The sequence below is a fragment of the Bradyrhizobium lablabi genome, assembly GCF_018129385.1.
Classification (GTDB): domain Bacteria; phylum Pseudomonadota; class Alphaproteobacteria; order Rhizobiales; family Xanthobacteraceae; genus Bradyrhizobium; species Bradyrhizobium lablabi_C.
In genome coordinates this window covers 242,773-265,090 of the sequence record NZ_JAFCLN010000007.1, presented here as the reverse complement: position 1 = coordinate 265,090, position 22,318 = coordinate 242,773, and the positions used below count along the sequence as shown (strand labels likewise).

21 protein-coding genes and 1 pseudogene are annotated in these 22,318 nt (G+C 58.6%); 19 read left to right on the top strand and 3 right to left on the bottom strand.

What is annotated here, in order from left to right; translation table 11 throughout:
* Positions 1-719 precede the first annotated feature (719 nt).
* On the top strand, positions 720-1,103 hold the full coding sequence (locus tag JQ628_RS16865) for a nuclear transport factor 2 family protein (protein WP_212223871.1): 384 nt from the start codon (positions 720-722) through the stop codon (positions 1,101-1,103).
* Positions 1,104-1,138: 35 nt separating this feature from the next.
* Here the strand turns inward: JQ628_RS16865 and JQ628_RS16860 are convergent, their stop codons facing one another.
* Positions 1,139-2,563, bottom strand: coding sequence for a PLP-dependent aminotransferase family protein (locus tag JQ628_RS16860; RefSeq protein WP_212223870.1), 1,425 nt, complete (start codon positions 2,561-2,563; stop codon positions 1,139-1,141).
* 242 nt (positions 2,564-2,805) lie between these two features.
* Between JQ628_RS16860 and JQ628_RS16855 the strand changes: the two genes are divergently transcribed.
* The 6 genes from JQ628_RS16855 (at position 2,806) to JQ628_RS16830 (ending at position 7,980) form a co-directional block, all read left to right on the top strand.
* A complete protein-coding gene (locus tag JQ628_RS16855) occupies positions 2,806-3,246 on the top strand; it encodes a nuclear transport factor 2 family protein (RefSeq protein WP_212223869.1) in 441 nt (146 codons plus the stop codon).
* 21 nt (positions 3,247-3,267) lie between these two features.
* The gene (locus tag JQ628_RS16850) at positions 3,268-4,584 is read left to right on the top strand and encodes an ABC transporter substrate-binding protein (RefSeq protein ID WP_212223868.1); all 1,317 of its coding nucleotides are present in this window, start codon (positions 3,268-3,270) and stop codon (positions 4,582-4,584) included.
* Positions 4,585-4,663: 79 nt separating this feature from the next.
* A complete protein-coding gene (locus JQ628_RS16845; protein WP_249127975.1) occupies positions 4,664-5,569 on the top strand; it encodes a branched-chain amino acid ABC transporter permease in 906 nt (301 codons plus the stop codon).
* Positions 5,566-6,570 (top strand): branched-chain amino acid ABC transporter permease, encoded by a 1,005-nt coding sequence (locus JQ628_RS16840; protein ID WP_212223866.1) that lies wholly within the window; start codon positions 5,566-5,568, stop codon positions 6,568-6,570. The genes JQ628_RS16845 and JQ628_RS16840 overlap by 4 nt, the downstream gene beginning before the upstream one ends.
* Positions 6,567-7,334 carry an ABC transporter ATP-binding protein gene (locus JQ628_RS16835; RefSeq protein ID WP_212223864.1) on the top strand — a complete coding sequence of 256 codons (768 nt, stop codon included), beginning with the start codon at positions 6,567-6,569 and terminating at the stop codon, positions 7,332-7,334. The genes JQ628_RS16840 and JQ628_RS16835 overlap by 4 nt, the downstream gene beginning before the upstream one ends.
* Entirely contained in the window at positions 7,327-7,980 is a 654-nt protein-coding gene (locus JQ628_RS16830; RefSeq protein ID WP_212223863.1) for an ABC transporter ATP-binding protein, read from the top strand. Before JQ628_RS16835 ends, JQ628_RS16830 begins: the two co-directional genes overlap by 8 nt.
* On the opposite strand, the gene JQ628_RS16825 is transcribed toward JQ628_RS16830, so the two are convergent.
* Entirely contained in the window at positions 7,943-9,433 is a 1,491-nt protein-coding gene (locus tag JQ628_RS16825) for a PLP-dependent aminotransferase family protein (protein ID WP_212223862.1), read from the bottom strand. The genes JQ628_RS16830 and JQ628_RS16825 overlap by 38 nt on opposite strands.
* A 180-nt stretch (positions 9,434-9,613) precedes the next feature.
* Here JQ628_RS16825 and JQ628_RS16820 point away from each other — a divergent pair, with 180 nt between their 5' ends.
* The 12 genes from JQ628_RS16820 (at position 9,614) to JQ628_RS16765 (ending at position 21,193) form a co-directional block, all read left to right on the top strand.
* Positions 9,614-10,036, top strand: coding sequence for a nuclear transport factor 2 family protein (locus tag JQ628_RS16820; RefSeq protein WP_212223861.1), 423 nt, complete (start codon positions 9,614-9,616; stop codon positions 10,034-10,036).
* Between the two features lie 249 nt (positions 10,037-10,285).
* Entirely contained in the window at positions 10,286-10,798 is a 513-nt protein-coding gene (locus JQ628_RS16815) for an antibiotic biosynthesis monooxygenase family protein (protein WP_212223860.1), read from the top strand.
* Positions 10,799-10,905: 107 nt separating this feature from the next.
* A complete protein-coding gene (locus tag JQ628_RS16810; RefSeq protein WP_212223859.1) occupies positions 10,906-12,126 on the top strand; it encodes a GTP-binding protein in 1,221 nt (406 codons plus the stop codon).
* Positions 12,127-12,232: 106 nt separating this feature from the next.
* Entirely contained in the window at positions 12,233-13,165 is a 933-nt protein-coding gene (locus JQ628_RS16805) for a LysR family transcriptional regulator (protein WP_212223858.1), read from the top strand.
* Between the two features lie 124 nt (positions 13,166-13,289).
* Entirely contained in the window at positions 13,290-14,489 is a 1,200-nt protein-coding gene (locus tag JQ628_RS16800) for an ABC transporter substrate-binding protein (RefSeq protein WP_349628076.1), read from the top strand.
* Positions 14,490-14,504: 15 nt separating this feature from the next.
* Positions 14,505-15,422: a branched-chain amino acid ABC transporter permease gene (locus tag JQ628_RS16795; protein ID WP_212223856.1), complete on the top strand. Its 918-nt coding sequence runs from the start codon at positions 14,505-14,507 to the stop codon at positions 15,420-15,422.
* Entirely contained in the window at positions 15,422-17,215 is a 1,794-nt protein-coding gene (locus JQ628_RS16790) for a branched-chain amino acid ABC transporter ATP-binding protein/permease (RefSeq protein WP_212223855.1), read from the top strand. Before JQ628_RS16795 ends, JQ628_RS16790 begins: the two co-directional genes overlap by 1 nt.
* Entirely contained in the window at positions 17,212-17,922 is a 711-nt protein-coding gene (locus JQ628_RS16785) for an ABC transporter ATP-binding protein (RefSeq protein ID WP_212223853.1), read from the top strand. Before JQ628_RS16790 ends, JQ628_RS16785 begins: the two co-directional genes overlap by 4 nt.
* 15 nt (positions 17,923-17,937) lie before the next feature.
* Entirely contained in the window at positions 17,938-18,672 is a 735-nt protein-coding gene (locus JQ628_RS16780) for a nitroreductase (RefSeq protein ID WP_212223851.1), read from the top strand.
* On the top strand, positions 18,659-20,200 hold the full coding sequence (locus JQ628_RS16775; protein ID WP_212223849.1) for an AMP-binding protein: 1,542 nt from the start codon (positions 18,659-18,661) through the stop codon (positions 20,198-20,200). Before JQ628_RS16780 ends, JQ628_RS16775 begins: the two co-directional genes overlap by 14 nt.
* 26 nt (positions 20,201-20,226) lie before the next feature.
* Entirely contained in the window at positions 20,227-20,619 is a 393-nt protein-coding gene (locus JQ628_RS16770; RefSeq protein ID WP_212223847.1) for a nuclear transport factor 2 family protein, read from the top strand.
* 10 nt (positions 20,620-20,629) lie between these two features.
* Complete coding sequence (locus JQ628_RS16765; RefSeq protein ID WP_212223845.1) at positions 20,630-21,193, top strand: gamma carbonic anhydrase family protein; 564 nt, start codon at positions 20,630-20,632, stop codon at positions 21,191-21,193.
* Positions 21,194-21,340: 147 nt separating this feature from the next.
* Here JQ628_RS16765 and JQ628_RS34960 read toward each other — a convergent pair.
* Positions 21,341-21,673: pseudogene (locus JQ628_RS34960) on the bottom strand (DUF7380 domain-containing protein); the annotation flags it as partial.
* Positions 21,674-22,318: the final 645 nt, after the last annotated feature.

Genomic DNA, 22,318 nt, shown 5'->3' with positions numbered 1-22,318 from the left:
GCAACCAGACCGTTATGAGCGGCGGAATATCGATCAGGTTCGTTGATTTTGCTGCGTTTTCAATTGATATCAATCGCGTTCGGTGCGTCTTGTTGAGATCGTTCTGGTGCGAAACTGGTGCGGCCGGTGTTGGCCCCTCAAAGGCTCCGGTCCAGCGTCAGCGGGGAAGGAGGCGACCGGCACGCGGGCGTGAGGATTAAGCTCGGCATGGCCGAGTAGTTCGCCGGCAATCTCTTGAGTGGCCCCATCGATTGTTTGCCAGCTGGCTCTATACATCGATGTCCGAAGTTGAGTGCATGGGCTCCGCTGCAAGGTGCCCAAGATGCTACTTCACATATTGCTTGGCGAATTGGCCGCAAGTCATGGCAGACAAGGTTTTGAGCAGGGGACATCCGATCCTGCAAAACCTGTTCAGAACGTGTCGGCCACACACCCTGACAGATCTGACGTTCCCGGTCAGCCCCAGTCGTTCGCTTCACTTGAGCAGCGGTCTCAGTCTCGGCCATCCGCCTCGGGATAGCGTAGCGAACAGTCACGGCAAACCTGCAGAGACATGAACCCGGCAGCGCGGCGACAAGATCAAAACCGTGCGTTTGGGCCGACCAGCCGAGCCGTTGGACCTAGAAGTTTTCGTCCGGGTGGACTCGTGACACCGCAGACAACTTGCGTCAGGTTGGAGCACGGTACCGCCATAACGAACGATGCCTGTCAGGAGAGCTATGAGTAAGAAGATGACCCTCGAACGCGCCACAGAGTTTGGAAGCGCCTGGAACAGCCGTGACCCGGACCTGATAGCAAGCTTCTTTTCCGAAGACGGGGTTTATCATGCATCTGTCGGACCTGATCACCTGGGAAAGACGTTCGTAGGACGGGGGAAAGTGAGGGAAGGCGCGAAGGTGTTTTTCGAACGTTTTCCGGATGGCCGATTTGAGAACCTGAAAGTGGTCGTTTCGGGCGATATTGGGACTTTCGAGTGGGATTTCGTCGCGAGCGATTCTACCGGCAAGCAGGTGCGAACCGCCGGCTGCGACTTGCTTGAATTTCGGGGCGATCTGGTCACGAAGAAGAACGCGTTCCGCAAGGCGCTGGATAAAGTGCTTTGAAGTGCTACGACCGAGCGGCGCAATCGCTGGCGCTTCTAGCGCAGCACTCTGGTTGCCGCAGCAGCCAGGCGCTTGCAGGCCGTGACGATTTCGGTTTCAGACAAGCATGGATAGCCGAAGAAGATCGCTCGTTCTCGCAAGTGCATGTTATTGAAGTCAATCGCCGGACTATCGTCGATAGAGTAGATGCCGACCCCTACATGAAGGCATTCATACTGCAGCGCCCGTGCATTGTAGATGCTGTCTGGTAGTATCCAGGTCAGGTGCATGCCACCGCCTTCACCCATGATAGTGATCTCATTGAAGTGTGCTCGTAACTGCTCGAGCAGCGTGTTTCGTCGCTTCAGGTAGGTTTGCCGAATCTGCCGCAAATGACTGCGGAAGCCGCCGGAGGACAGAAATTCGGCGATGACCGCCTGCTCTAGCCATGGGTTTCCGTTGTTGAGAAGCGCCTTGGCCTCTCGAACCGGACCTATGAGTTCTTCGGGCACGACCAGATAGCCAACCCGCAGACCGGCTCCGATCGATTTGGAAAATGTTCCGATGTAGATGACGGATCCGCTCTTATCCAGGCCAGCCAGGGCTGGAAGAGGTGAGCCATCGTATCGGAAGTCACTATCGTAGTCGTCTTCAACGACATACGTGCCCATGCTGTTTGCCCATTGAAGAACTTTCAGTCTCCGGCTCAGAGACATCGTCACTCCCAATGGAAATTGGTGTGACGGTGTCACGCAGATTATGCCTCGTTCACGCTCGACAAGCTCGTCGACACACAGACCTTCATCGTCTACAGAAATCGGGACGATGGATGCGCCGTAGCTTTCAAAAACGAATGGCACCCCCTTGTAGCAGGGGTTCTCGACATAGACCGTCGAGCCGGGAGGGCTCAGAACCTTTGCAATGAGGTTCAGGCCCTCTTCGCATCCGGCAACGACAATCACTTGGTCCGCATGTGCACGAATACCGCGAGCTGTTGCGAGATGCGCTGCGATCGCGACGCGCAATTCCTCCAGGCCGGCTGGGTTGCCATACTCCGTCATTCGGCGGCCGCTGCTCGCCATCTTCTCAACGATCAGTCTGGTCCATAACCGTTCAGGAAAGGAGCTGGCGGCGGGGCGTCCGATTCTAAAGTCCAGTTCGAGCCTTTCCTTCGGACGCTGATAGAGAAGCGGGCTCCTGTGACGTAGCGGCATGATCTTGTTGGACGTGACCGAGAAGGCTCGCTGTTCCGCATCGACGCTTGCGGTCGATATGCTGAGCGCCGTCTCTGGAATCTGCTCGCTGACAAAAATTCCTGCTTTGCCTTTGACCTCCAGGTAGCCTTCTGAAATGAGCCGATCGTAGGCGTTGATGACCGTGTTTCGCGATATGGCCAATTGGCGGCTGAGATCGCGCGAAGAAGGTAGCTTGGAACCCGACGATAGCCCGCGATGCAGGATGAGCTCGCGAACCTTCGTCATGAGCTGATCCTGCAACGACGCGCTTAGATTTTTGTCGATGCTTATAGGTAGTTGCATGATTGTCCCGGTTCGTTTCCTGCGCGGCAAAGACAAACACATCCGGCGCTGGACCTCCAGACGACCCTGAACAATCGATTGCCGGTGGATCCAAGGAAATTCCCGCCCGTGGTTCTGTCCAGCCTTCATTCTCCCGGTCCAGACTGGGGAAACCGATGCGGACTATTCAACCGGAGAGACAGACGATGAACGTTCAACCGCTCGCGAGATCAGGCGACCGTAACCCTCGCACCATGGAGGAGGCGCGGGTCATGGTGAAGTACGTCGAATCCCTCTTCAATCCCTGGAATGTGGACGCACTTGTCGACGGCTTCACGCCGGACTGCGTCATCCGGTTCTGCGATCTTCCCGAATTCAAAGGACAAGAGTCGCTCAGGAAATTCTTCACGGCCCGCAGCCAGCGCCAGAAGAACTACACCCTCGTCAAGACGCTCAAATCGCTGATGAACGACACGATCTGCAACACGTGGGAGGGGCAGTGGGAGGACGCCGCTACCGGCCAGAAGATGGCGGGGTTCGGCTGTGAAGTCTGGCTGATGCGCGACGGGAAGATCGCCGTATGGGAGGGCGCCTTCAACGCAGCCCCCGTCGGTGCGAAAGGCGCGATGGAAGGGTTGTTGACCTAGCGGTTTAGGGGGAGGGGAATGATGAAGCGGTTCGTTCAAAGGGCGCTGCTTGGCCTTGCTGCGACAGTTGGTCTTATCGACCATGAACTGGGGTTCACGGCGCAGGTCGCGGCCCAGGAAAAAATCAAAATCGGCTTTGTCTTTTTTCTTTCCGGTCCCGGCGCGGCCTACGGAAGCCACGCGCGCGACGGCGCAAAGCTGATCGTCGAGGCCCTGAACGCGGGCAAGGTCCCGGCACCTTACGACAAGGTTGGCTTCAACGGCGTGCAGATCGAACCGGTCTGGGCCGACGAGGCAGGCGGTACGCAGAAGCAGCTCGCCGAATACCGCCGGCTCGTAGAACGCGAAAAGGTCGATATGGTGATCGGCTACAACTCGAGCGCCGATTGCAACGCGATCGCTCCTGTCGCCGAAGAACTCGCTGTACTCACAAACTTCTTCCATTGCGGTAATCCGCAGTTGTTCGAGGAAATCATCACCAAGCCCGAATATTCCGTGCGTACCGCGCCGCATGGCACAATGGATCAGGTGGGAGCGGCTCGTTATGTGGTCGATCGGATGCCCGGTGTAAAAAGCGTCGCGGGTATCAACCAAAACTACTCCTGGGGCCAGGATGCATGGGTCGAATTCAAGGCCGCGATGACAGCCCTGAAGCCGGACGTCGCATTCAAGAACGAAAAGTTTCCCAGTCTTGGTGCAGGTGAGTATGGAGCCGAAATCAGCTCGCTTTTGAGCGATCCTGCGGACGTGGTCTTCTCCAGCTTCTGGGGAGGCGATGCGGATGCATTTGCTCTTCAGGCCAAGGCCCGCGGACTGCCTGAGAAGTCAAAGATGGTTCTCACCGTGGGCACAGGCACGGTCGACACTCTGGCCGAGAACGCTATCGTAGGATCATATCTCGGCGCTCGAGGGCCCCATGGATACCTCGCGAAGAGCTCTGTTCTTTCAGACTGGTTTCTGCGCGAATATCAGGCGACCTATAAACGTGTTCCTCCGTTAGGCGCTTACGCTGCCGCGCAAGGCATATTCGGCATCAAGGCAGCTTACGAGAAAGCTGCCAACGGCAAGCCGGGCAAGCAGAAGACCGAATCCGTCGTGGGGGCTCTTCGCGGGCTCACCTTCGAAACGGCCAACGGCTTTCCAATTACAATGGCTTTGGCGAACGGGCACCAGGGCATCCAGGCAACTGCCTATGGCACCTTTGCCGGTTGGGACAAGGAAAAGAATGCCGCCATTTTCCGCGACATCAGGATTTACCCCGCGGAATGCGTAAATCCGCCTGACGGCATAAAGGCCGTGGATTGGATCAAGTCCGGTTTCAAAGGCGCGAAATGCTGACCAGTGGCTCTCGAGCTTCCTTGAGTGGTAACTGCCAAGCAAAAGTCTTGAAGTGATGGCGCTTGCGCTGGAAGGGAGCATGCAGTTGCTGGGTCATCTTGCGACGATCGTTATCGATGGCGTCTCGTACGCAGCTTGGCTCTTCATTATCAGCGTTGGACTGACCCTTGTCTTTGGTGTCCTGCGTATTCTGAACATAGCGCATGGCGGCATGTACGCCGTCGGCGCCTATCTGGCAGCCTATGCCATTGGCGCTGCGGCAGCCAACGGATTTGGTGCCGGCGCGCAGCTCCTTTTTGCAGCGACGCTTGCCGTCGCCTGCGGGGCGGGGCTCGGAATCCTGATTGAATGGACGGTCCTCAGGAGGCTCTACCGCTATCCAGAGGTCTTGGTGCTGTTCGCGACCTACGCGGTGTTCCTCATCTTCGAAGATGCCACGAAACTCCTCTGGGGCGGACAGTCCCGCTACGCCAACGCTCCGCGTGATGCGCTCGGGCAGATCCGGTTGGGAGAATTGATTTACCCCGTTTACGACCTCGCCATGGTCCTGGTCGCTATTCTCTTGGCCGTTGCAGTGTCACTCACGCTCTCCTCTACGCGTATCGGCCGGTGCGTGACCGCGGTCGTCTTTGATCGCGAAATGAGTGCCTCGATGGGCATTAACGTCAATCGGATTATGACGGGCACCTTTCTCGTCGGAGCGGCGCTTGGCACGCTGGCGGGAGCACTGACAGCGCCAAAAATCGCCATCAGCTCGGGCATCGGCGTCGACGTGATTGTTCTTGCCTTCGCCGTCACTGTCATCGGTGGGCTTGGGAGCATCGGTGGCGCCATGGCAGGCGCTGTAATTGTGGGCATGGCCCGAGCCGTTACGGCGCACCTCTTTCCACAGATCGAACTCTTTGCCGTGTACGCAGCGATGGCAGTCGTCCTCGCCGTTCGACCGCAGGGACTTTTTGCGCGACCAGAGGCACGCAAAATATGACTCTTCGAAAGCCCGATACGACGATCGTTGTTCTACTTCTCCTGGCGATCGGAGCTTCGATCGGCGCCTGGTGGATTCCGGGCTGGATTCGCTTTATCAGCCAGATGGCAATCTCCGCAGCGCTGGCGTCTCTCGGCGCGATGGTGTTGCTGCGGGCCGGCCTGTTGTCGTTTGGCCAGGGACTCTTCTATTTCGCCGGCGCCTATACCGCAGCCTTGTCCTACAAGTATCTAGGTCTGAACGAAGCGGTTCTGCTGATTCTGTTCAGCATCGCGATTTCCGGGGGCGTTGCAGCGGCGATCGGGTTCTTCATCTCAAACTACCGCGGCATTTTCTTTGCAATGCTGACGCTTGCAATATCAATGCTGGTCTACGGTATTGCCGTCAAGGTATCCCTGTTCGGCGGTAGTGACGGATTGAACATTGGGCTGATCTCTATTCTTGGTTTTCGCTACCGGGGCCCCGACCTCCAGCTTGCCATGTTCCTGATCTGCATCTGGACGGCGGGCCTGATGGCAATGGTAGCTCATCTGTTTCTTCGGTCGCGGCTCGGCAAGGTGATCGAAGCCATCGAGGACAACGAGGTTCGCCTGGAATATCTGGGAACGTCGGTTCGAAGCTCTATCCATGCGGCGTACGTTCTGGCGGGTGCACTCGGGGGCGCGGGCGGTGTACTCGCGGCACTTTCAGCGCGCCACGTTGATCCCGGTTTTGCGTACTGGACGACGGCAGGCGACTTTGTCTTCATCGTCATTCTAAGTGGTCAAGCAAGTGTGCTCAGTCCCTTTTTCGGCGCGTTCGCGCTCGAGGTCCTGCGAACATTCGCGGCGGCCAATTTCCCGGATGCATGGCAGATGGTTCTTGGCACGATCATGCTGTTGATTGTGTTGTTTGTTCCAAAGGGTCTCGGGCACATATTCATCGCCCTCGGCGCCCGCTGGAAAGCTCGCGGCCGCACCGTCGTTCCGGCAGCGATGAACGAAGAAACGGCGCGGCCATGACGCCTGTACTTGAATGCGTTGATATCAAGAAGAGTTTTGGCGGTGTTCTCGCAACGCAAGGCATCGATCTCTCCATCTCTGAACGCGAGATTGTCGGCATTATTGGCGCCAACGGGGCAGGAAAGACGACGCTGCTCAACATCGTCTCCGGCTATCTCACACCCAGTGCGGGCAGGGTACTTTTTCGCGGTGCCGATATCACGGGCACGCCTCCTCGCGTGTTGGCGAAAAGAGGGATTGCGCGGTCATTTCAGATTCCGCAACTATTCGTCAGGTCGACGGCGCGTGAAAACATGATGTTGGCTCTTGCCCTGCTGTGTGAGCCTCGATCCGCATTGCTGCGGCCATTCGGTGATCGGGACCTGGAGGCGAGGGCCGATATCGTCCTAAAATCCTACGGGCTGACCGGACATGCGGATTCGGTCGTAGGCAATCTGCCTCAAGGCGTTCGCAAACTGCTTGATATCGCCATGGCGACCTGTGCCGAGCCCAAGCTGTTACTGCTGGACGAGCCAACCAGTGGAGTCAGCAGCGAAGAAAAGCATGATCTCATGAAAGGATTGGCGAAGCGCTTCGCGGCGGACGCGATGACTGTCCTCTTTATCGAGCATGACATGGAGATCGTGCGGGAGTATGCGTCGCGCGTGATTGCCCTCTATGACGGACGGGTCATTGCCGACGGCATGGCGAACGCGGTCTTCGCAGATCCTGAGGTAAAGCGCCTCATCCTCGGGACCCGCGACGGGAGCGCCGGACATGCTTAGGCTGTCGCATGTGAGCGTAAAGATTGCAGGTGCCGACATCTTGCGGGATGTGTCTCTCGAGCTGCAGCCCAAATCGTTTGTCGCCTTGGTCGGCCGAAATGGTGCTGGCAAGACAACGCTCATGCGCGCGATTATGGGATTGTTGGCTGTTTCGTCAGGGCGAGTTGAGATCGATGGCCAGGACGTGACCCGCCTGGAGGCACATACAAGATCGCGCCGCGGGGTCGGCTATATGCCTGAGGATCGTCGCCTGGTGCCAGACTGGACCGTCGAGCAAAATATCAGGTTGCCATCATGGGCTAGCCGCAAACAAGACGTAGAGAGCAAGCTCGAGCGAATCTATGCGCAAATCCCCGAGGTCGCAAATTTTCGCGATCGAAAGGCTCTGCAACTAAGCGGAGGCCAGCAGAAGCTCGTGGCTTTGGCGCGCGCCATGATGGCCGCCAGCAATTTGCTGATCCTGGATGAGCCATTTGAAGGCGTTGCGCCGGCCTTGGTGCAGCGATTGGTCGATATTCTCTCCGATCTTCGCCGGCAGAGCGCGCTGAGCGTACTGGTATCCGAGTCAGACGGTACACATAGCGATGATCTGGTCGACCACGGTTATGTCATTGAGCGAGGACGTGTGGCGAAGCCGTCCTTCTAGAGACGGCACGGTGAACCAACTCGATCGCGGACTGTATCTGTGACGGATCGAGGCATGGATAACCCAGCAGCAATTGGCGGGAGCTTTGAGGACGCGGCCGCAGATGATGCGCGGGACTGGCCTGTAGGGCGTAGACGCCCACGCCGCAGGTCCTGGCCATCTCCTTGAGCTTGGCTGCAGAGGGTAAACTCGAATCAAGCATCCAGACGAGGTGCATGCCACCTTCGAAGCCACTCATCTCGCTCTGTGGGAAAAGCGATGCGACGCTGTCCATCAGCGTGTTTCGGCGCTCTAGATAACAGGTCCTCATTCGCACGAGATGTTGCTCGAACGAACCGGACGAAATGAAATCGGCGGTAACAGATTGCTCGAGCCACGGATGGCCGTTGTTCATGATCGACTTCAGGCTACGGGCCGAAGGCGCAAGGTCCGCGGGAAACACCGCATAGCCCAAGCGAAGTCCGGGACTGATCGATTTCGAAAATGTTCCGAGGTACACGACCGACTCCGGCGCGAGCGCCTGGAGTGCGACAAGCGGCGAGGAATTATGCCTGAAATCGCTGTCATAGTCGTCTTCGATGAGGAAGGTGCCGGTTTGGCGCGCCCATGCGATCAGCGCATTTCGGCGTTCGGGGGAAAGAGTGACGCCCAGAGGAAATTGGTGCGAGGGGGTTACGTAGCCGATGCACGCGCCATCCAGCGGAAGCAACTCGGTATCCAGCCCGTCCTCCCTGACAGGCACCGACACAAGCCGGGCTCCAAGTGATGTGAAAACCCGGACCGCCCCGTCGTAGCAAGGATCTTCCAGAAGAACGGGCTTGTCTTTCTGCAACAGCAGCCGCGCTACGAGATTCAGTCCCTCTTGGGCGCCGGCCGTCACCACCACCTGATCAGGATGGCAAAGTATGCCACGAGCGGTGCGCAGATGCGTTGCAATTGCCTCGCGAAGAGGCAGATATCCGGCCGGGTCCGTATAATCGCTGATCAATTTTGTGAACGAATCCAGGTGCTCGATGGTGAGCTTTCGCCAGAGATTACGTGGGAAAAGCCCGGCGTCGGGCCTGCCGATCCTGAAGTCGTACGGCAATCGTTCGCCTGGCTTCTGAAAGAGCTCCATCCCGTCGACATGAGGCACTGCCCGAGGGCCAGTCATCTGGCATGCGGTGCGGGCCAGCGAGACTTGCTTGATGCGGACGTACGCGGTCGGCAGTTGATCACAAACGAATGTGCCTAGTCCCGGCCTCGTTTCAATCAAGCCGTCGTCGATCATGCGCTCGTAGGACAGAACGACTGTACGCCGCGAGACGCCCAATTGTGTGGCCATTTCGCGGGTCGACGGAAGCTGTGTGCCGGGCGGCAAAATTCCACGGCTGATAAGTCCTCGCACCTGGTCGACCAACCGGTGCTGGAGATGGCCATTCCCTGCCGCATTTATATCGATAGGCAATTGCATGAGGGTATTTCAAGCAATGCACGTGCCACCAGGTTACCAAAGATCGCCTCCAGGCGCAGCGTTGGACGCATGGACCCATCGTTTTTTCTCGATCTGGATCCACGGAGATATGCCCCGGAAATGTTCAGTTCTCGAGTCGGATCGTGGGTCCGAGGCTCCGATACGCGGAGGTTTGTTGCGATGAACACGATGGAAATTGAAGGCAATCCAAGGACGCTTCAGGAAGCGGAGGCGCTTGTCCGTCAGGTCGAGCAGTTGTGCATGCCCTGGGATGTCGAGGGAATGGCCGCCGGTTTCACCGAAGACTGTGTCGCCCGCTTTGGATTGCTTCCGGAAATGCGAGGCCGTGAAGCCGTCAGAGAGTTTTTCCACAAACGCAGTGAGAGGCAGAAGAACTACCGGCTGAAAAAGAACATTCGAGCGATGGCTGGCTCGACATTGGCGATCGATTGGAACGCGACGTGGGAGGATTCTCAGACCGGTGAAATGATGCAGGGCCACGGTGTCGAAATCTGGCAGCTGCGGGGAGGCAAGCTTGCGGTCTGGGAGGCCGCCTTCAACATCGGCGCAAAAGATGCCGAAGGACAGCTCGGCATTATCTGACCTTATGCCGGCCGAGCCCGCAAAGGCCAGCCGGACGCGCATTCGCTCCGCGGCTGGTCGTTGATATCAGGACGACGTCTCCGGTCGACTGCCGAAGGCGCTCGTTTGCGTAAAGCGCTTTCGCGTCATTCACCAGCCCGGCCTTCGCGCACACCTGCCAGGTTTCGTGGATCAATCGAAAAATGCTGGACTGGTCCCAGCACCATTTCTAAATCGTTCTAATCTTGGCTTCACCAGCGCAATGGGCGCGTGACAGGTGAGGGCGAGCGAATGGCTGTGTATCAGAGCATGCAGAGGGTGCGGTTCTCGAGCGAGGACGGCTACAAGAAATTTCAGGTCGTGTTTGCCAATGTGCGCCACCAGCTGAAGAAGTTGCCGGGCTTTCTTCATTTGACCTGGTGGGTGCATCCGGATGATCCCCATTGGTACAACGAAGTAAGCTTCTGGACGAGTTTCGAGGCCCTCAAGGATTGGCACATGGACACCTACCATAAGCACGCCAAGGAGTGGGCGGTCCGCACCGGCGCCATCATGGAGGACATCGTCGTCAATTTTGAATACAAGAATGCGCGCCTCATCCGCGTGTGCCCTGCCTGTGCGCATATCTCGGATACGGCGTTCGATGTCGCCATGGAGCAGGCCGCGCTGGCAGAGCCTTGTCCGAAGTGCGGCTTCATCTTCCCCGTGATGGCCGAGACCGCCAACAGCACGGCTGTGTTCAAGGATGTCGCGGCAGTCCCAACGGCAATCGCCGCGGAATAGCTTGTCTTCCGGGGCGCCCGATGGACCTTTCCGTTAACTGCGAGGGCTGGCCCGGAGCAGCTGTCGATCAGCTTCTGCGGGCGCGGGTGTAAGTCACGGGGTAGTGGATGCCAAGAGGCGGTAGCGGGAAGTTGCCGGTCACGGTCCTTTCGGGGTTTCTCGGGGCCGGCAAGACGACCCTGTTGAACGAGTTGCTGTTGAACCGGGTCGGCCGGCGCATCGCTGTCATCGTCAATGACATGTCCGAGATCAACATTGACAGGGTGCTCGTCGAGACCGGAGGGGCACGGCTATCCCGTACCGAAGAAAGCCTCGTCGAACTCAGCAATGGGTGCATCTGCTGCACGCTTCGAGGCGACCTGATTGAGGAAGTGCGAAAGCTCTGTGCCGAACAAAGATTTGACCATCTGGTTATCGAAGCAACCGGCATTTCGGAGCCGTTGCCGATAGCGACGGCATTTTCGTACCGCGATGATTATGGCCGGAGCCTGGAGGATGCGGCTTATATCGACAACATGGTGACTGTGATCGATGCGGCGCGGATCGCAGACGATTTCTGGTCACGGGATTTCCTCCAGTCCCGGCAGAAGGATGTGTCGGTTGAAGACAAGCGAACAATTGTTGAATTGCTCGTCGACCAGGTTGAGTTCGCGGACACCATCATCCTCAACAAGATCTCCTCGGCTACCGCCGAACAGCGAAAGCATGCTTATTCCGTCATTCGGGGGCTCAACGCTGATGCCGAGATTTACGAAACCGATTTCGGGCGCGTGGATCTGCCGCAGATCATTGGTGTGAACCGGTTCGATCCGGAAAAGGCAGCGCTTCATCCGCTTTGGAAAAAGGAGCTCGAAGGTTTCAAGGAACATGTGCCGGAAACCGAGGAATACGACATTTCGAGCTTTGTCTATCGGGCACGACAGCCGTTCGATCCGGAACGGTTTTCTGCATTCTTGTCGAGCTCGTGGGGCGGGATACTGCGCGCAAAGGGCTTCTTCTGGTTGTCAACGCGTCCGAGGTGGGTCGGCGAGCTGAGCCACTCCGGCGCACTGCTCCGAACCAGCGGAAGAAGCTGGTGGTGGAGCGCGGTTGATCAAGCGCGGTGGCCCAAGGATCCCGCGTGGCGAAGTGCCCTGGATGCGGTGTGGGATCCCCGCTACGGCGACCGAAAGCAGGAATTGGTCTTCATCGGCGTCGATTTTGATCAAGACGACCTCAAAAAGCGGCTCGACTTCTGTTTGACCGTCTCTCGGCCGTCGCCGGACCCGTCGCGCCTTTACGATGAAAAAGACTGCTTCCCGGTCTGGCGGGCGAAGGCAGACGCCTAGATCGTGGAGCACCGCCCCTGGAGCACCGCCCCCGGCTCGTTTTCTCAATGAGTTCAGGGTGCGAGATGCCGTCATGCGGCGGCATGCAATTTGCTTGGTGTTTCCTATGGATATCAAGCAAATCTCCTATTTTCAGGCTGTCGCGGACAGTGGGAGTTTCGCGAAAGCGTCTGAGAAGTTGCATATCTCGCAGCCGGCAATCAGCGCGCAGATCGGGCAGCTTGAGGCCGAGCTGAACACCGAGCTTTTGATACGGCATGCACGAGGGGTGCGGCTGACCGCCGCCGGTTCCCTGTTTCTCGAGCACGGTCGCGACATTTTGGCCCGTATCGATCAGGCGCGAAGCGCGGTGGCCGAACTTGATCGCGAGGTTTCGGGCAGCGTGACGATCGCCATGATGACAACGATAGCCAACGTTGTGGCTCCGAAGCTGCTGGAGCGGGCAAAACGAGCTTACCCGAAGCTCGATGTAAAAATTTTCGAAGCGTTGAGCGGAGAGGTTACGGCTTGGCATGCCGATGGCCGTTTCGACCTGTCGATTCTCTATCTTCCGGAAGGGCACAACGTGTCCGGAGCGATATCCTTTGTGAAAGAACAGCTCTATCTGCTTGGACCGATCATAGGCGGGACGGAACTTGGCAAGCCGATCCGATTTGCCGAACTGAGCACGATACCTCTGCATCACACATCGCGGATACATGCCTGTCGTCTTTTGCTCGATAGCATGTCGAACAGAATGCGGGTTGACCTCAATATCATCGCCGAGATCGACTCCATCACGCTGCTCTACGACTTCGTGGCAGCGCGGAACGCTTACAGCATCTTTCCTTGCGTCGGCGAAGCGCCGCTGTTTCAGCGCGCAGTGGACTACCGGCCGATCGTCGACCCGCCGCTTGCGCTGCAAAGCTACATCGTTCGAGGCGCGAACCGACCCAACTGCCGGTCGATCAACGCGGTGGTCGAACTGCTCTCGCAGCTTGCCGGCGAGTTTACGGCGCCCCGGAGCATCACACGACAGCGCTACAGCCTGAGTGCGTAGGCGCTCGCTTCCTTTTTGGCTTGAGCTCGCCGCACGCAATCATATGGCCTGTGGCAGGTGCTCTGCATCTCTAGTCATGACTGACAAAAGAAAAATCTAAGGCTGCCGTCGGAAATCAGTATTGGTGCGTTGCCGCAGGATCGTGCCAGCTTTCCAACATCAGAGGCGAAGTTTGCCTCGCAACTTGGGGAGAGGCAGGATGAGATTCGCCCGCAGGATCATGTTGGCAGCTACTGCGCTTTTGTCGTCGAGCGCCCTGGCGCAGGAAACGAGCCTGACCGTGCCGATCATTGCGCCGATCACCGGGCTGCTCGCGCTCGAGGGCACATCTCAACTGAACGGCGCGAATATGGCGATTGCTCACGCGCCGGCCGGACTGAAGATCAAGAGCCAGGTCATCGATTCCGGCACCGCTGCTGAAGGCGGCGCAAATGCACTTGAACGGGTTGCGGGCGATAAGAGCACATATTTCTCGGTTGCGCCTTTGTTCGGAACCCAGGTCCTCGCGATGCTTCCCGTCGCGCTCGAGTACAAGATACCAATCCTCGCGCCGACGGGGACAGGACCGGTAACGGAGCAGGGCAATCCGTACATGTTTCGGCTTTACCCGCACGACGCGGTCTCAAAGGCCGCTCACATCAGATACGTCGTGGAGGAGTTGAAGCTCAAGAAGGCCGCCATTCTCTACAACACCACGGGATATGGGCAGAGCGGCTTCAAATACATGTCGGAATACCTCACCAAGGTCGGCGGGGAGGTGATCTTCTCTGAAGGGGTTGATCTCAGCGCCAAGGAAATCTCCGCAACGCTCGCCAAGCTGAAGGCTGCGAAGCCTGATGTCGTGCTCATCCAGATGCATAGCGCTTCCATCGCAATGGTCGTCAAGCAACTGGCAGCCGCGAACATTCAAATCCCGGTCGTTGGGAACACAACGATCGCCATGCCGGCAACGGCCTCTCTGCTCCAGCCTTCCGAGCTCAAGGGTGTATGTGCGGAGAGCGCGTCGTGGCTTGAGAAGGGCGCCGATGCCGCGACCGACCGGTTCATCAACGACTATGTGTCGAAGCATGGAGCCATGCCCGACGCTTACGCCATTCAGCAGTACGACGGGCTGATGATGGCGCTGGTCGCCGTTAAGGGCGGTGCGAAATCCACCGAAGACGTCCGCAAATACATGTCGACGACCGAGTACAAGGGCGTCGCGATGCGATACAAAGCAGACGCGAAAGGCAATCTCGCCCATTCCGTCGTGATCGTTTGCTACGACGGTGCGTCGCTCAATCCGAAGCTCGTCAAGCGTTACGACAACGTCGCCGGCTTCTGAGCGCGCAGTGCAACGATGATCCAGCTTCTGTTCAATACGCTCTCGCTTGCAGCGGCCTACTCGCTGCTCGCAATCGGCTTCGTTCTCGTCCTCAATGCCACGGGCGCCGTGAACCTGGCCCATGGAAGCTTTGTCGTCGTCGGCGGATTTCTCGCCGCCGGCCTTGGTTCCTGGCTGAAGCTGCCGGGCGCGGTTGTGCTGCCGATCGTGCTGGCAGGAATGATGATCATCGGCGGCCTGCTCTCGCTCATCGCCTACTATCCGCTTCGGAACCGGCCGGCCGTGTCGGTCTTCATTTCGACGCTTTCGATGAGCGCCATTCTCGAGACCGCTACGCTTCTCATCTTCGGTCCGTCACCGCGGGTGGGCCCACCGATCCTTTCGTCAGGAGCGATTCAGGTCGGTGACGTCGCCCTGAATGTACAGTCGCTCTCGACGGTGCTGCTTGCCGTGGTTCTGGTGGCTGCTCAATACGTCATTTTCTCGCGGACTGTTCTTGGCAAGCGCCTTCGCGCCGTCGCCGAGGACCGCGAGATGGCGCGGGCGCTCGGCATGAACGTGAACGCCATGATCGTCATCACGTTCGGGATTGCCGCCGCGCTCGCTGGCGCAGCCGGCTTGATGTTCGCCAACACCTTCTACATCACGCCGGGCGACGGCGAAGCGTACATGATCAAGACTTACGTCGCCGCCACCATGGGCGGGTGGGGAAGTCTTCGCGGAGCCATCGTGGGGGCCCTGTTTGTCGCCGCTTTCGAAGTGCTGGTGCCTTCATTGCCGCTCGCGATGCCGTCTCTGGTCGGTGCCCTTCCGTCGCTTGAAGCGCTGTTCTCTCCGATCGCCTCCACGATCTGGCTCTATCTTGCGTTTCTCGTCGTTCTGTTCTTCCGCCCGCAAGGACTGTTCGGCGAAGCCGTTCAGCAGCGCGCCTGATGTCTCGGTCAGCCCATGTCCGGCCGCTACTCGGTGCCGTTGGCCTCTGTTTGCTGGCCTCCTGGCCATTGATCATGTCGTCGCCCTATGACCTGCGGCTGTTCACGCTCGCCGGCGTTTTCGCCATTCTCGCGATCGGTTACCAGTTCATCTTCGGCAATGTGGGGGAGCTTTCGCTTTCACAAGGCGCTTTCTTCGGCTTGTCCGCGTACGTCAGCGGCATCCTGGCCGTGAAGGCGGGAGCCGATTTTCCGCAATCCTTTGCCGCTTCGATCATTGTCTGCGTTTTGCTGGCGGTTCTCGTCTCGATACCTGTTCTCCGCCTTTCGACCCATTACTTCGCCTTGGCGACCCTGGGCGTCGGCCAGGTGCTTCTGTTGGTTGCGATCGAATGGCAGTCCTTGACGGGCGGCGCGATCGGACTTTCGGGTGTGCCGCTTCCAAAGCTGTTTGGAGTCCAGGTGGCGCGGGGCTGGCCTCTGCTGCTATTCGTCTGGTGCTTTGTCGCGCTTGCGGCGATGGTGGCGTTCCAGGTCAAGCGCGGGCTCTATGGACTTGCCTGTCACGTGGTGCGGCAGAATGCGGTCGCCGCGCGTTCGCTTGCGATCGACCCCGACTCCATCCGGTTTGCGATGTTTCTGCTCAGCGCCGCGATGGCGGGCGTCGCGGGCGCGCTGCATGCGCATACGATCCGCATCGTCTCTCCGGAAGGCCTCGACTTCAAGGTCATGATTGCGTGCCTGACCATGGCGGTCATCGGCGGACGTACGCACATTTGGGGCGCCATAGCCGGCGCCCTTCTGGTCGTGCATCTGCCGGAATGGCTGCGCGGCTTCCAGCAGAGCTATTTGATCATCACGAGCAGCGTTCTCATCGCCATCCTCATTGTCGCGCCGGAGGGGCTCGCCGGACTGGTCGATCGGCTGCTTCCGCCGCAGCGTTCCAAATCGCCGGACAGTGATGGACTGTCACCCATCCAGGACAGGACGAGCGATGGCGTCCTTATGCCTTCCGAGACGCCAATACTTGCGGTCCGCGAACTGACCAAAACGTTTGGCGGCGTGCATGCGCTCAACAATGTCAGCTTTTCGCTGATGCGTGGCTCGATAGCCGCCGTCATTGGGCCGAACGGCAGTGGAAAGACCACCCTGGTCAATTGCATTACCGGCAACTACCGGGCTGACAGCGGCGCGATCCTCCTGGGCGGCGGCGAAATCGGGGCTCTTGGCTCGGACGAGATCGCGGCGCGGGGGGTCGGCCGCACGTTCCAGAACCTGAGGCTTGTCGACGACATGACCGTGCTCGACAACGTCGCCGTTGCACGCTTCCGCGCCGAAGCAGCGACCTTGGGGAAATCGTTTCTCATCGGTCGCCGTGATGAAAAGCTGTCGCGAGCGAGATCCCACGCCTTGCGCGTGCTGCGGCGCGTCGGTCTGGAGCACGCTGCGGACGTCAATTGCGCATCGCTTGCCCACGGCACCAAGCGGCTCGTCGAAATTGCTCGCGCCATCTGCCTTGATCCCGCGGTGTTGCTGCTCGACGAGCCGGCTGCAGGGCTCAATGAGACCGAGCAGGCGGAGCTCGCGCGGCTACTCGAGGCGTTGGCTGCGCGCGGCCTCACTTTGCTGATCATCGAGCACAATATGGAGTTTCTCAAGAATTTGGCGACGCACATGGTCTGCCTGGACTACGGCGAACTGATTGCCTCCGGGCGGCCAAGCGCCATCTATCAGGATGAACGCGTTATCGAGGCGTATGTCGGCCGGCGGCAGGCGGCGGAGGCCACCGCGTGAAGTACATTCTCGAAACTCGGAATCTCAGCGTTCGCTACGGCGAGATTGCCGCGTTGAACGAACTCACAATGTACGTCGAGCAAGGCGAGGCCGTTGCGCTGGTTGGAGCGAACGGCGCGGGGAAGACCACGCTCATCAAAAGCATCATCGGTCTGCTTGCGCTCAGTCAAGGCGAGCTTCTATTCGACGGAGCCGACGTGCGGGCCGTGACGGCTCACCTGCGTGCGCGCCTTGGAATCGGCTACTCGCCGGAGGGGCGAAGGGTATTTCCCGGGCTGTCGGTCCGGGAGAATCTGGAAGTTGCGTCGTTCTCGAACGCAGCGGAGACGCGACGCCTGATCGACCAGATGTACACGATCTTTCCTGCGCTGAAGGAAAAGGAGCGTTCGCTCGGCTGGACGCTCTCCGGGGGGCAGCAGCAGATGCTGGCCGTGTGCCGGGCCTTGATGAGCAAGCCGCGGCTACTTCTCCTCGACGAGCCGTCGCTTGGACTGTCGCCAAAGCTGACCGACGAGGTTCTCTGGAGAATTCCTGAGATTGCCAAAGCCGGTACGGCCGTCGTCCTGGCAGAGCAAAATCTGACGAAAGCGCTCGAGGTCACTGACCGCGCTTACGTTCTCCGTGTCGGCACATTGGTTCTGCAAGGCGCCTCCTCGGAGCTGAGGTCGAATCCCTCCGTGCGCAAGACGTTCCTCGGAGGGCTCTAGAATGGTCAGGCGAACATGAGTGTCATTGAACTTCTCCACCGCCGGCGATCCGTGCGCAGCTTCCTGCCGAAGCCGGTGCCGCAAGAGCTGATCCGTGAAATTCTGCACGCGGCGGCCCGGTCGCCGAGCGGAACGAACATGCAGCCTTGGCGGGTCTATGTTCTCACGGGCGAGGCCAAAGACCGGCTTGTCTGGGAGGTGCTTGCAAAACGTGAGCTGGAACCGGAGCGGGAAAGGCCTCCAAAGCCGTTCGGCGAATACGACTATAATCCAGAGCCGCTGTTCGAACCCTATCTGACGCGACGGCGAACGGTAGGGTTTGCGCTCTATCAGTTACTGGGTGTAGCCCGGGGCGACCGCGCTGCCAGCTGGTCGATCGCCGGCCGCAATTTCGAGTTCTTTGGCGCTCCCGTCGGTCTGATTTTCACCATCGACCGCAGCCTACAACAGGGCAGCTGGCTGGATTACGGTATCTTCCTGCAATCGCTTATGCTCGCCGCTGGCGATGTCGGGCTGGATAGCTGTGCGCAAGCAGCGTGGCGCCACTACCACGACATCATTCGTCCGATTTGCAAGCTTCCCGAGAACGAAATCGTCGTTTGCGGCATGTCGCTTGGATACGGCGACAGCAGCGCACCTGCGAACCAACTCGCGACCGAGCGCGAACCGGTCGACAGCTTTGCGACGTTTATTGAGGCGGTCGACAGCGGATCCACGCGGGTTGGAGAGAACAGCTATGCGATTGTTTGACTTTTTTGACAAGCAAGCTGACCTGCGGCCCGACGCGCCGGCTGTCATCTATGCGGACGAAGTCGCGACCTATGGCCAGATCCAGGCAGAGAGCCGCAAGATAGCGGCCGCGATGCTGGCAACGGGCCTTGCCCCTGGCGCCAAGGTTGCGAGCTGGATCCCGAACAATCCCTTGTTCTTCTCTGTTCAGCTTGGAATCCACCGTACGCCTTTTGTCTGGATGCCGATCAATTTCCGCTCGATCGCCTCGGAGTGCGCGGCGAATATGGAGGCGTTCGGCGCGGAATGGCTATTCATCGACGAGCAATTTGGTGAGCACATTGATTTCCTGCGGGAGAAGGTGCCCAGCCTTAGAGGGATCGTTGTCCTGAACCGCAGCATGTCGGACTGCCCATCCCTTGACGAATTTTGCGGATCGTTTTCGGCGGCTCCTCAGGATATCAACATTGCGCCCCTTGATACGGTGACGCTGATCTCCACCGGCGGGTCGACTGGCCGTCCGAAAGGCGTCATGCGCGTGAGCGCCAATTGGCTGACCCTGATCGTGAACTATCGGCTGAAACTGTTTGCCGAGAGCCAGCCCGTCAATCTCGTCGCTACGCCGCTCTCTCACGTTGCCGGCGAGGTCGCCCATGCGGTCTTCGCTCAGGGTGGCGTGAATGTCATTCTGTCCAAGCCGAATCCCGATCATATCCTGGAAGCGATTGAGCGGTACAAGATAACAACGTTGTTTGTCCCGCCAACGCTTCTCTACATGATGTTGGCGCGAAATGTGCCGGGGAAGTACGACTTCGGATCGCTGCGGCATCTGATGTACGGCGCCGCACCCATCTCTCTCGAGAAACTGCGCGAAGCGTGGGCCGTGTTCGGCCCGGTGATGACCCAGCTTTATGGACTGATGGAGGCGACCAGCACCGTTTCAATCATGGGGCCGGACGAACACGCGGAAGCGCTTCAGTCATCGCGCTTCGGCAGCATCGGCCGAGGTAGCCCCCTCGTCATGATCGATGTTCAAGACGAGGAGGGCCGGTTCGTCGGACCTGGGGAGAGGGGTGAAGTCGTTTGCCGCGGCGCGAACCTGTGTGGAGGATATCAGTCCAATCCCGAGGCGACCGCCGCAGCATTTCGCGATGGCTGGTTCCGGAGCGGCGATATCGGCGTCAAGGATGGGTTGGGCTATGTCCATCTCGTCGACCGCAGCAAGGACATCATTATCAGCGGCGGCTTCAACGTCTATCCCGGCGAAGTGGAGCAGGTCTTGTGGACGCATCCGGCGATCCAGGATTGCGCTGTCATCGGTATCCCCGACGAGAAATGGGGCGAGGCCGTCACGGCCGTTGTCGAGCTGAAGCCGGGCGCGAACGTTTGCGAGAGTGAGCTCATCGAACTTTGCAAGGATCGGCTTGGGAGCGTCAGGACGCCCAAGACTGTTGCGATCTGGGACGCGCTCCCACGCAGCAATGTCGGGAAGGTCCTGAAGAAAGATATCCGGGCGCATTATTGGAATGCGTCGGGTCGTGCCATCTAGCACTGGGATCGCAAGGGAGAAGCGTCGTGAGCGAAAGCGCAACAATCGAAAACAGGAAACAGGCCGTAGGGGAAGTGATCTCGAAGTATTTGACGGCGGTCAGAACGTGGGATGAGAAATCGTTTCGTGAAACGTTTCACCCCAAGGCGAATATTCAGCACTATTACGTCAAAGGCGACGAGATCAAGACGATCACGCTCGATGAGTTCGTCGGATCGATCGGTTCACTCCACGCCAAATACGACAATGCCGAGGAAAAGGCACGGGAGATCGAGATCAGCATCGTCGACCACCTTGCAAGCGTAAGAGTAGCCTTCAGCTTCGTCATGGGCCCGCGGACCATGGACGGCCAGGATCTGTTCAATCTCGCTCTCTGCCAGGGTGAGTGGAAGATCATTCACAAGAGCTACTACCTTTGAGGATACGATAATGAACGTGAATTTTCGAAGGACGGCAGCTCAACCAGGATCGCCGATTTTCCGGCTTGGCGATGCCGAGCCGACGATCGATCCGACGGCATGGATCGCACCCACCGCAGCGATCATAGGGGACGTGAGGGTCGGCGCGGAATCCGGAGTGTGGTTTCACTGCGTGCTGCGCGGGGACGCCAATTTCATCCAGATAGGAAAACGTACGAACATCCAGGACGGAACGATCGTTCACGTTGATCCCGGCGAGTTCTCCACGATCATTGGCGACGATGTCACTATTGGGCATGCCTGCATCATTCATGGCTGTTGCCTGCACGACAAAGCCTTTGTGGGTATGGGTGCCGTCGTCATGAACGGAGCAATAATCGAGACAGGTGGCGTTCTCGGCGCGGGAGGTTTGCTTACAGCAGGCAAGAGGATAGCTGCTGGAGAGCTCTGGACAGGAGCACCCGCGAAGCTGCGCCGCATACTCACGGAACAGGAGCGAGAAGAGCTGCTTGCGACGGCACCTCACTATGCAAGAAATGCCGCGAGATTTTTCAATGCTTTATCTCCATTCTGACTAGCCCGAGGATGGGGGCCTTGCGGCGCCTGTTCCGCTTCATATTGCGCCGGCGAGATGAGCGATCTCAAGGAGGCCAGTCCAGCTCAGTCTCCGTGGATCGTCTCCCGGAGTCCCTATTGAACTGTAAGACCGAGGACCCATTGCTCATGCTCGTTCGGCACGATGCGCCTGTGTCGTTCTAACGATGAACAACCATGCTAAGTTGGTGCAATAACCGCTTTTCAATGACGTCCTCCGTAGGTCGGCAACGAACTCGCGCGCACTCATATCGGCCCAGCACACGTCGGCAGCCGTGCGCGCAGCACTGGATGCTCCGCATGCGGCGCTATCTGCGGCAAGCACATCAAGCGGTTCCCCGTTAAAATCGATAGGAACCGCAAACCTGCGTCTGTCAGCCCAGGCCACCATTGGACCGAAAGGCTCATTTGGCTCTTTAGCTTTCAGATGCATCCCCATCACGGACGTCGGCATGCAGAAGACACGCGTTGCAGTCCTTCCGGACTGCCATCGAACACGGCACTATCTATCGCAGCCCGAAACTGTTGGCCCAGTTCGTCACAGTCGGCAGACTGATATCCGACGATCGGGGCTTCAAAATCGAGGTCAACAAGATCTGCCAAAGATGCTCTCAATCAGACCGGTGAACCTTGAGATCCGTTCACGGCGGTCGGGTCATCTCCGCATCTTCCGCTCTGTTTGTCATGGCGGACTAAGAGAACGAGAGTTGAGAAGTTGGTTTCATATGCACCCGACTCTTTTAAACAGCGGCGAACTGCACGTTCCGCTCGCAGGCTCTGGACCGGCTGAAAGGCCGCGACGACCAGCCAAAGCAGGCGATTTGCTTTGTGCCCCAATGCGAAATTGCCGCCGATCGCGTTTGTTCTGTTTCGACAAGGCCGTTTCTGGTGCGAAGCTGGTGCGGTCCAAGGTTGCAGCCCTTGGCGAACAGGCAGCGCGCTACCGCCGTCGCGTGAGAATCGGAAATCATCTGTTCGAATCGAGACTTCGCTTGCAACCCTGAGCAGTCATGGGACGCGAGTGAGTTGTGGCGCATACGATCTGATGCGGCTACCTGACGGCGTCCCGGTTGACAGGATTATAGAGGTGTGGTTGCAATCGTTT

Excerpts from the sequence above, each read along its gene's own strand:
- JQ628_RS16795 (WP_212223856.1), top strand. The coding sequence starts at position 14,505 with ATGATCCAGCTTCTGTTCAATACGCTCTCGCTTGCAGCGGCCTACTCG.
- JQ628_RS16780 (WP_212223851.1), top strand. The coding sequence starts at position 17,938 with ATGAGTGTCATTGAACTTCTCCACCGCCGGCGATCCGTGCGCAGCTTC.
- JQ628_RS16810 (WP_212223859.1), top strand. The coding sequence starts at position 10,906 with ATGCCAAGAGGCGGTAGCGGGAAGTTGCCGGTCACGGTCCTTTCGGGG.
- JQ628_RS16850 (WP_212223868.1), top strand. The coding sequence starts at position 3,268 with ATGAAGCGGTTCGTTCAAAGGGCGCTGCTTGGCCTTGCTGCGACAGTT.
- JQ628_RS16775 (WP_212223849.1), top strand. The coding sequence starts at position 18,659 with ATGCGATTGTTTGACTTTTTTGACAAGCAAGCTGACCTGCGGCCCGAC.
- JQ628_RS16830 (WP_212223863.1), top strand. The coding sequence starts at position 7,327 with ATGCTTAGGCTGTCGCATGTGAGCGTAAAGATTGCAGGTGCCGACATC.
- JQ628_RS16825 (WP_212223862.1), bottom strand. The coding sequence starts at position 9,433 with ATGCAATTGCCTATCGATATAAATGCGGCAGGGAATGGCCATCTCCAG.
- JQ628_RS16865 (WP_212223871.1), top strand. The coding sequence starts at position 720 with ATGAGTAAGAAGATGACCCTCGAACGCGCCACAGAGTTTGGAAGCGCC.
- JQ628_RS16805 (WP_212223858.1), top strand. The coding sequence starts at position 12,233 with ATGGATATCAAGCAAATCTCCTATTTTCAGGCTGTCGCGGACAGTGGG.
- JQ628_RS16840 (WP_212223866.1), top strand. The coding sequence starts at position 5,566 with ATGACTCTTCGAAAGCCCGATACGACGATCGTTGTTCTACTTCTCCTG.
- JQ628_RS16835 (WP_212223864.1), top strand. The coding sequence starts at position 6,567 with ATGACGCCTGTACTTGAATGCGTTGATATCAAGAAGAGTTTTGGCGGT.
- JQ628_RS16765 (WP_212223845.1), top strand. The coding sequence starts at position 20,630 with ATGAACGTGAATTTTCGAAGGACGGCAGCTCAACCAGGATCGCCGATT.
- JQ628_RS16845 (WP_249127975.1), top strand. The coding sequence starts at position 4,664 with ATGCAGTTGCTGGGTCATCTTGCGACGATCGTTATCGATGGCGTCTCG.
- JQ628_RS16820 (WP_212223861.1), top strand. The coding sequence starts at position 9,614 with ATGAACACGATGGAAATTGAAGGCAATCCAAGGACGCTTCAGGAAGCG.
- JQ628_RS16860 (WP_212223870.1), bottom strand. The coding sequence starts at position 2,563 with ATGACGAAGGTTCGCGAGCTCATCCTGCATCGCGGGCTATCGTCGGGT.
- JQ628_RS16855 (WP_212223869.1), top strand. The coding sequence starts at position 2,806 with ATGAACGTTCAACCGCTCGCGAGATCAGGCGACCGTAACCCTCGCACC.
- JQ628_RS16790 (WP_212223855.1), top strand. The coding sequence starts at position 15,422 with ATGTCTCGGTCAGCCCATGTCCGGCCGCTACTCGGTGCCGTTGGCCTC.